The sequence below is a fragment of the Pseudomonas syringae pv. cilantro genome (genome assembly GCF_001293775.1).
GTDB classification, from domain to species: Bacteria; Pseudomonadota; Gammaproteobacteria; order Pseudomonadales; family Pseudomonadaceae; genus Aquipseudomonas; species Aquipseudomonas syringae_P.
In genome coordinates, this window is the sequence record NZ_LGLN01000095.1 from 17,711 (window position 1) to 24,131 (window position 6,421).

The window sequence follows — 6,421 nt, forward strand, 5'->3', positions numbered from 1 at the left end:
CTTCTTGGCGCTGCAAGTCCTGGTCTTCGGAACTGACACGCAGGTACACCCGCGCAACGTTGAGAGTCGTCATACTTTAATCCTTTAGATACGTTCCTGATTCAACACTACGTTTACGCTTCCCAGGGGTTAATGACGTTCAACCCGGCAGCCTCAAAAGGGCCAGTGTCACGGGTGGCGACGGTGAAGCCGTTGGCGAGGGCGATGGCTGCAATGAAGGCATCTGCCGTTTCGACCGCCAACCCGGCTGCGCGGGACTTGGCCAGCAGCTTGGCATAAGCCTTCGTACAAGTCATATCGAACGACAGCACCCTATTGGCGAACATCGGCAGCAGGTGCTTTTCCAGGTTTTCACGCAAGCTATCCCGGCGTTTTCCGACAGGCATCAGCGCGATACCAGCACGCAACTCGGCTACGGTGATGGTAGACAGATAAAGCGTTTCCAGCGCTTGTGCGTCGATCCAGTCAAGGACGTGGGCATTGGGCTCTCGGCGCTGCGGTTCTGAAATTACGTTCGTATCGAGCAGGATCATTCAAAGCTCACCGCACGGGCCGGAGACGTGATGCGCGTGTTCTCAAACAAGGTGTGTTCTTTATCGGTCAGACCACCAACCTCACGGGCAATAGAAGCCAGGAACGAGCCAAGTTTCACACGTCCCTCGGGTCTCGCCGCCCGCTCCAAGATGTCGCGTATTTCGGCCTCGGTGCTGCGCCCGTGCAGGGCAGCTTGGATGCGGATTGCCCGATGCACTTCATCGGGTAGATTTCTTACGTTCACGTTTGCCACTTGGTAGTTACCAGTTTTGCCATCAGTGGAATCACTATATGCTTTTGATACCATAAATCAAGAATGCTAGGCTGGTCTATTTAGGTATACCCAAATAGACCCAGCATATCAGGCATGGCCCAATTGACCTAAAGGCAACCCTAATGAGCCGTGCCAGAAAGAACTACTCTTTTGAGCCATACCTAACGCCAAGGGCATGGTTCAGGTTGTTTTTGTTCCCCCTGCGCATAATCGACCGTTGCACATTACGCAAACAAACGTTCGAGCTGGTCAAGATAAGCCGGAATCACCCAAAGCCTATCTAGATTCGTACGGCAAATTGCCGTACAGTTGCACAAGGAGGATAAAATCATGCCCACTGCCGTATCTACTGCCCGTCTAGAAGCCAGAATTAGCACCGATTTGCATTCGATGCTTAAGCGTGCAGCCGAACTTCAAGGGCGTACCATGACTGATTTCGTGGTGTCTGCTGTGCAGGATGCGGCGCAACGCGCCATTGAGCAGGCCGAAGTTATCCGGCTATCGCTGGCAGATCAGGATTGCTTTGCACAAGCACTGCTATCACCGGCGCAACCAGTCCGTGCTTTGGAACGTGCTTTTGCTCATCGCAGCAAGCTCTTGCGCACTGAATGAGCGTTGCACCCTTCAGGCTCGCGCTGCTCGATGCCACGCATGATCGCGCGGCATTCAACAGCGATTCGGAGCCATTAAATCGATACCTACGCGAGCAAGTCACCCAAGACGTTCGCCGCCGCGTGGCCGCTTGCTTTGTGGCTTTAGCAGACGGGCAGCGCATCGCGGGTTACTACACATTGGCAGCAGCAAGCCTATTATTGGCCGATCTTCCGGCCAGTATCGGCAAGAAGCTACCGCGCTATCCGACCGTGCCCGCCGTTCGTATGGGGCGCTTGGCTGTCGACCAGACTTTCAAGTCGCAAGGTCTTGGCGGTGCGCTGCTGGCCGATGCGCTCGACCGTGCTATCCGTTCGGAGATTGCAGCCTTCGCCCTGATGGTGGATGCCAAGGACGAGGCGGCAGTGGCTTTCTATGGGCATCACGGTTTTATTGCATTGCCAGATTCGCCGCATACCCTATTTTTGGCGTTAGCAACCGTCCAAAATTTGCTAGGGAGCCGCTGATTTATCATGGTTTACCCTCATAATCGTGAATAAGTAAAAACTTATAATCGTATTTACTGCTTTCCGTATTTCTGTAAAAGAAGTTCTCTCACTTCATCTGCAATCCGGTTACCACGTTCAGCACATTGTATTTTGATAGCTCGATGTAAGCTTTCTGGTATGTCGATAGTCAGGCGTTTGTTGGCTTCTTTGTCGCTGGCCTGGACCTCACGGTTCTGCACCCATTCTTCGGCAGCTGCGTTGACGGTGGGCTTAGCTCCAATCAAGATTTTCTTCGCGCTCATTTTCCGAACTCCATCAATTCAGCTACCAAGGCTTCAATTTCATTCGTTGCTGGCCCTTCTGCTGAAATTTCAAAAATGGCTTTTCCTTGCGCTGCTGCTTCGGCGTAGATAACACGCTGTGTAATTGTTGCTGACAGCAAAGTAACCGGATAGGCAGCCAGGGCTTCACCTACATCGCGACCTATAGCCGTATTTGCGATTTTACGATTTACCACAAAAGCGTATTTGAGGCTTTCTTTATATACTGTGGCCTCCTGTACGAGCTTCACAACCTCATCAGCTGCCCAAATGTCATATGGGGATGGCTGCACCGGAATCAACACGAGGTCACTGGCCATGATCGCACTGCGGGCAAGGTCAGTAACTCGTGGAGGGCCGTCTATGATGATGTGATCATAGCCTTGGCCAACCTGGCTTATTTCCTTATGAATGGATGCACGGGGCAGGCCCACTACAGAAAAAAGCGGTTCACCTTCGCGGGCTGCTGACCAGTCCAAAGAACTTCCCTGAGGGTCAGCGTCAATCAGCAGGACGCGTGCCCCCCTTTTGGCAAGAGCAGCAGCGATATTGACTGATAGCGTCGTTTTACCTACCCCGCCCTTCTGATTCAAAACACCTATTATCATATCGGCCTCTGCGTAAATGCGATTTTGCGTATTTGAGATTAATCGCATTTACGATTATACAGAAAATAAGGTTATTAGGAAGCTGGAAGGACGTCTATTTAGGTGGGGGCTTACGGAGCCGCCAAAATTTTCGTCTACCTATAAGTGTCACCGCCACTGTAAAAATGACCCCCTAACGCCAACCTAGAATTGACCCCCCTGGGTAAAACTGGCGGCTTTGAGCTGCCAATATGTTGACCCAGGAGCAGTCTGTGGAAATTAAAGTGTTGGCCCGTCAGGGCCATGGCATCAAATTCATCGCCCGTGAGCTGGGTATTTCGCGTAACACCGTGCGCAAGTACCTGCGAAAGGCCCGGTCGCTACCCAGTGACAAGGTGAGACCCGCACGTCCGTGCAAAATCGACCCCTTCAAGGACTACCTGCACGAGCGTATTGAGGCGGCGCGCCCACACTGGATTCCGGCGACCGTCCTGCTGCGTGAGATCACGGCATTGGGGTACAGCGGCGGCGTCAGTCGTCTGAAGGCTTATATTCGCCCCTTCAAACGTAAGGCAGAAGAGCCGGTGGTACGTTTCGAGACACTGCCCGGCAAGCAGATACAGGTGGACTTCACCACCATTCGACGAGGCCGTCAGCCGCTTAAGGCGTTCGTGGCGACACTTGGTTTTAGTCGAGCAAGCTTTGTCCGTTTCTCCGAGCGAGAGGACAGCGAAGCCTGGCTGACAGAGCTTCGGGAGGCGTTCGCTTACTTTGGCGGCGTGCCCGAGCAGGCATTGTTTGATAACGCCGGAACCATCATCACCGAGCGAGATGCTTTTGGGGAGGGCCAGCACCGTTGGCATCCCCGATTGGCTGCGCTGGCCGATGAGTTTGGTTTTATTCCCAAGGTCTGCCGCCCTTACCGTGCCCAGACCAAGGGCAAGGTTGAGCGCTTCAACGGGTATCTGAAGGGCAGTTTCATTACCCCGTTGGCCGCTACGCTCAAGAGTGCGGGTCTGACGCTGGATGTGGTGACGGCCAACGCACATATCGGCCAATGGCTCGACGAAGTCGCTCATCAGCGGATTCACGGCACGACGGGTGTTCAACCGGCGGTACGTCTGGCCCAAGAGCAGCAGGTACTATTACCACTGCCAACACAGAGCCTGCGCCCACAACCCGCCCAAGGCCTACGCCTGGGACGGGTCCTGCCGTACGAGAGCTNCTTGCAGCATCCGCTGTCGGTTTATGAGCAACTGCTGGAGGTGAGAGCATGAACCTTCAACATGCTCGCCTGACAGAACTATGCAAGGGGCTAAAGCTTGAGCGCGTCGGGGTGGACTGGCCGCACCTGGCCCAACAAGCAGCAAGCGGCGAAGACAGCTTTGCCGACTTCCTCGAAAAGCTGCTGGCTGCCGAGACCGATGCCCGAAGTGAACGCTCTCGACAGGCCCTGCTGAAAACTGCCGCGCTGCCCGCTGTGAAAACGCTGGAGCAATACGACTTCGCGTTTGCCACCGGCGTCCCCCGGGCACAGCTCCAGGAGCTGGCAGCACTGAGTTTTGTTGGACGTGCCGAGAACATCGTGTTCCTGGGGCCTAGTGGTGTAGGCAAGAGCCACCTGGCTATCGCCCTGGCCTACCGGGCAGTGATGGCCGGTATCAAAACCCGCTTCGTCACGGCGGCTGACTTGATGCTGCCACTGACCGCTGCGCACCGCCAGGAACGGCTCAAGGAATACTTCAGTCGTGTGGTGATGGCCCCTGGGTTGTTGGTCATCGATGAAATCGGCTACCTGCCGTTTGGTCGTGATGAAGCCAACCTGTTCTTCAATGTTGTCGCCAAGCGCTACGAGCAAGGCAGCCTGATCCTCACGAGTAACTTGCCGTTTACCCAGTGGGCCGGAACCTTTGCGGATGATCAAACACTGACAGCGGCCATGCTGGACAGACTGTTACATCATGCCCATATCGTGCAGATGACAGGTGAAAGCTATCGACTCAAGGACAAGCGCAAAGCAGGAACCAAATCTTCTCGGGCCGAACCGGCTCGAAAATATGAACCCGAGGGGGGTCAAAACTAAGTTGGCGATTTAGCACGGAAGGGGGTCACTTTTTAGTTGGCGTTGACATATAAGCATCAGTTGGCAGAGTCTGACCTATAGCGCTCTGGGTATAGGATGTGCAGCTCGGTAATTTCGCCATCAAAAATGCGGCAAAGATTTTCTGCCAACGCTGTGGAGGCGCGTTGCTCACCCCTTTCAACTCGGGAAAGGTTTCCCGTGTCTGTCCTGTCTGCCCCAACGTCAGCGAGACGGTTGGATACTTCAGTTAGGGTCCAACCTCGGGCGGTTCGAGCTTTTTTTAGCGGTGTCATAAGTGCTGCCTGATTGGAAAATACAGTGAATTCTGCGATTAGCGCATAATCAATTCAAGCAAAATTTGCGCATACGACTTTGCGCACCAAGCATGGTAGCTGGAAAATTCATGCCCTATGGATATAGGACAAATCATAAGAAACGCACGTAAGGCAAAAAAGCTTTCCCTAGAGGAGCTTGCCTATCAAATCGGCTCGGACTCAGGAAACCTTTCACGTTTCGAGCGTGGCTTGCAGGGGACTACCCCCGAAAAGCTAAAGCTCATCATGGCGGCGCTAGGTATCCAGCTTACTGCACAGCAGCAAATGGAAACAGTTCTGTACTCAGACCCCAATAACGTATCCGGCGTGCGTCAGCCTATACGCGAGCCTCGTGAATTTCCTCTTATTAGCTGGGTAGCAGCGGGGGAAGTTACCGAATCGCCTGGGAAAATCGGAGAAAGTCATAGGATGATACAGTCCACAGAAAACGCTGGTTACGGAGCTTATTGGCTTATGGTTAACGGCCATTCGATGACTTGCACCGGAAACCCAAGCTTTCCTGAAGGATCCTTGATTCTTGTTAAGCCTGATGCCGAAGTGATCAATGGAAAATTTTACGTAGTCGAAATGCTTGATTCTGGTGATAAAACCTTCAAGCAATATGTAGAAGACGCGGGATACCGGTATCTCCGACCCCTTAATGAAAAATACAGGACCATCGAAATCGACGGTAACTGTCGCTTCATCGGACGAGTAGTAGATGCGAGGATGTCGGGCCTATGATTCCAGGCTACTCCTAATTGCTCTAACAGCGCTCTTCTATCTCCAAACCCTCATAAGCCCGCACAGCGGGCTTTTTCTTACTTAAATTGCACTTGACGCAGAATTGGTTCTGCTCATAATGCAGCCTTGATTCTGCGAATAGCGCAGAATGTTGCTGGTAGGAACCAGCTCTTTCAAGGCAGCGATGGGTCGGCCTTAACGGCTCAGAGGGTTGGCAACTGGCCCAGGGTGCGCAGCGTAAAGCCCCAAACAAGTTTTCTGGCGGACAGGGTCGCGGCCGGAAATACGATTTAAGACCCCTCGATCTCATTTTTGGGAGATCGAGAGGTTTCACCAAATGGCCTTGTACAAGGCCATTCGGGAAACCTCCCATAACGTAAGGAACCTGCAATGCTCACCACCAGCGCCTTCCTGGCCCTGGCTATGCAATGCGCTCCCTCGATACATCCCGCCACGCTTACTCCC

Annotated in this window: 9 protein-coding genes and 2 pseudogenes; 6 read left to right on the forward strand and 5 right to left on the reverse strand. The window is 53.4% G+C overall.

The features are described from left to right. The 3 genes and pseudogenes from ABJ99_RS29445 to ABJ99_RS25460 form a co-directional block, all read right to left on the reverse strand. Nucleotides 1-73, reverse strand: a pseudogene (locus ABJ99_RS29445) (recombinase family protein); the annotation flags it as partial. Nucleotides 74-113: 40 nt separating this feature from the next. Further along, nucleotides 114-533 carry a type II toxin-antitoxin system VapC family toxin gene (locus ABJ99_RS25455; RefSeq protein WP_054088147.1) on the reverse strand — a complete coding sequence of 140 codons (420 nt, stop codon included), beginning with the start codon at nucleotides 531-533 and terminating at the stop codon, nucleotides 114-116. Continuing rightward, complete coding sequence (locus tag ABJ99_RS25460) at nucleotides 530-787, reverse strand: FitA-like ribbon-helix-helix domain-containing protein (RefSeq protein WP_003381346.1); 258 nt, start codon at nucleotides 785-787, stop codon at nucleotides 530-532. Before ABJ99_RS25460 ends, ABJ99_RS25455 begins: the two co-directional genes overlap by 4 nt. Nucleotides 788-1,138: 351 nt before the next feature. Between ABJ99_RS25460 and ABJ99_RS25465 the strand changes: the two genes are divergently transcribed. Continuing rightward, nucleotides 1,139-1,420, forward strand: a complete 282-nt coding sequence (locus ABJ99_RS25465) for a type II toxin-antitoxin system TacA family antitoxin (protein ID WP_019742102.1) — start codon at nucleotides 1,139-1,141, stop codon at nucleotides 1,418-1,420. Then, on the forward strand, nucleotides 1,417-1,926 hold the full coding sequence (locus ABJ99_RS25470; protein ID WP_054088148.1) for a GNAT family N-acetyltransferase: 510 nt from the start codon (nucleotides 1,417-1,419) through the stop codon (nucleotides 1,924-1,926). Before ABJ99_RS25465 ends, ABJ99_RS25470 begins: the two co-directional genes overlap by 4 nt. A gap of 53 nt (nucleotides 1,927-1,979) precedes the next feature. Here the strand turns inward: ABJ99_RS25470 and ABJ99_RS25475 are convergent, their stop codons facing one another. Next, a complete protein-coding gene (locus tag ABJ99_RS25475) occupies nucleotides 1,980-2,210 on the reverse strand; it encodes a hypothetical protein (protein ID WP_019742104.1) in 231 nt (76 codons plus the stop codon). Then, complete coding sequence (parA, locus tag ABJ99_RS25480; RefSeq protein ID WP_024421519.1) at nucleotides 2,207-2,836, reverse strand: ParA family partition ATPase; 630 nt, start codon at nucleotides 2,834-2,836, stop codon at nucleotides 2,207-2,209. Before parA ends, ABJ99_RS25475 begins: the two co-directional genes overlap by 4 nt. A 230-nt stretch (nucleotides 2,837-3,066) precedes the next feature. Between parA and istA the strand changes: the two genes are divergently transcribed. From istA to ABJ99_RS29450, 4 genes and pseudogenes are all read left to right on the forward strand, one after another. Further along, the gene (gene istA, locus ABJ99_RS25485) at nucleotides 3,067-4,092 is read left to right on the forward strand and encodes an IS21-like element ISPsy4 family transposase (RefSeq protein WP_054088149.1); all 1,026 of its coding nucleotides are present in this window, start codon (nucleotides 3,067-3,069) and stop codon (nucleotides 4,090-4,092) included. After that, nucleotides 4,089-4,898: an IS21-like element ISPsy4 family helper ATPase IstB gene (gene istB, locus ABJ99_RS25490; protein WP_054088150.1), complete on the forward strand. Its 810-nt coding sequence runs from the start codon at nucleotides 4,089-4,091 to the stop codon at nucleotides 4,896-4,898. The genes istA and istB overlap by 4 nt, the downstream gene beginning before the upstream one ends. 410 nt (nucleotides 4,899-5,308) lie before the next feature. After that, nucleotides 5,309-5,956 (forward strand): helix-turn-helix domain-containing protein, encoded by a 648-nt coding sequence (locus ABJ99_RS25495; protein ID WP_019740455.1) that lies wholly within the window; start codon nucleotides 5,309-5,311, stop codon nucleotides 5,954-5,956. 390 nt (nucleotides 5,957-6,346) lie between these two features. Beyond that, nucleotides 6,347-6,421: pseudogene (locus ABJ99_RS29450) on the forward strand (lytic transglycosylase domain-containing protein); the annotation flags it as partial.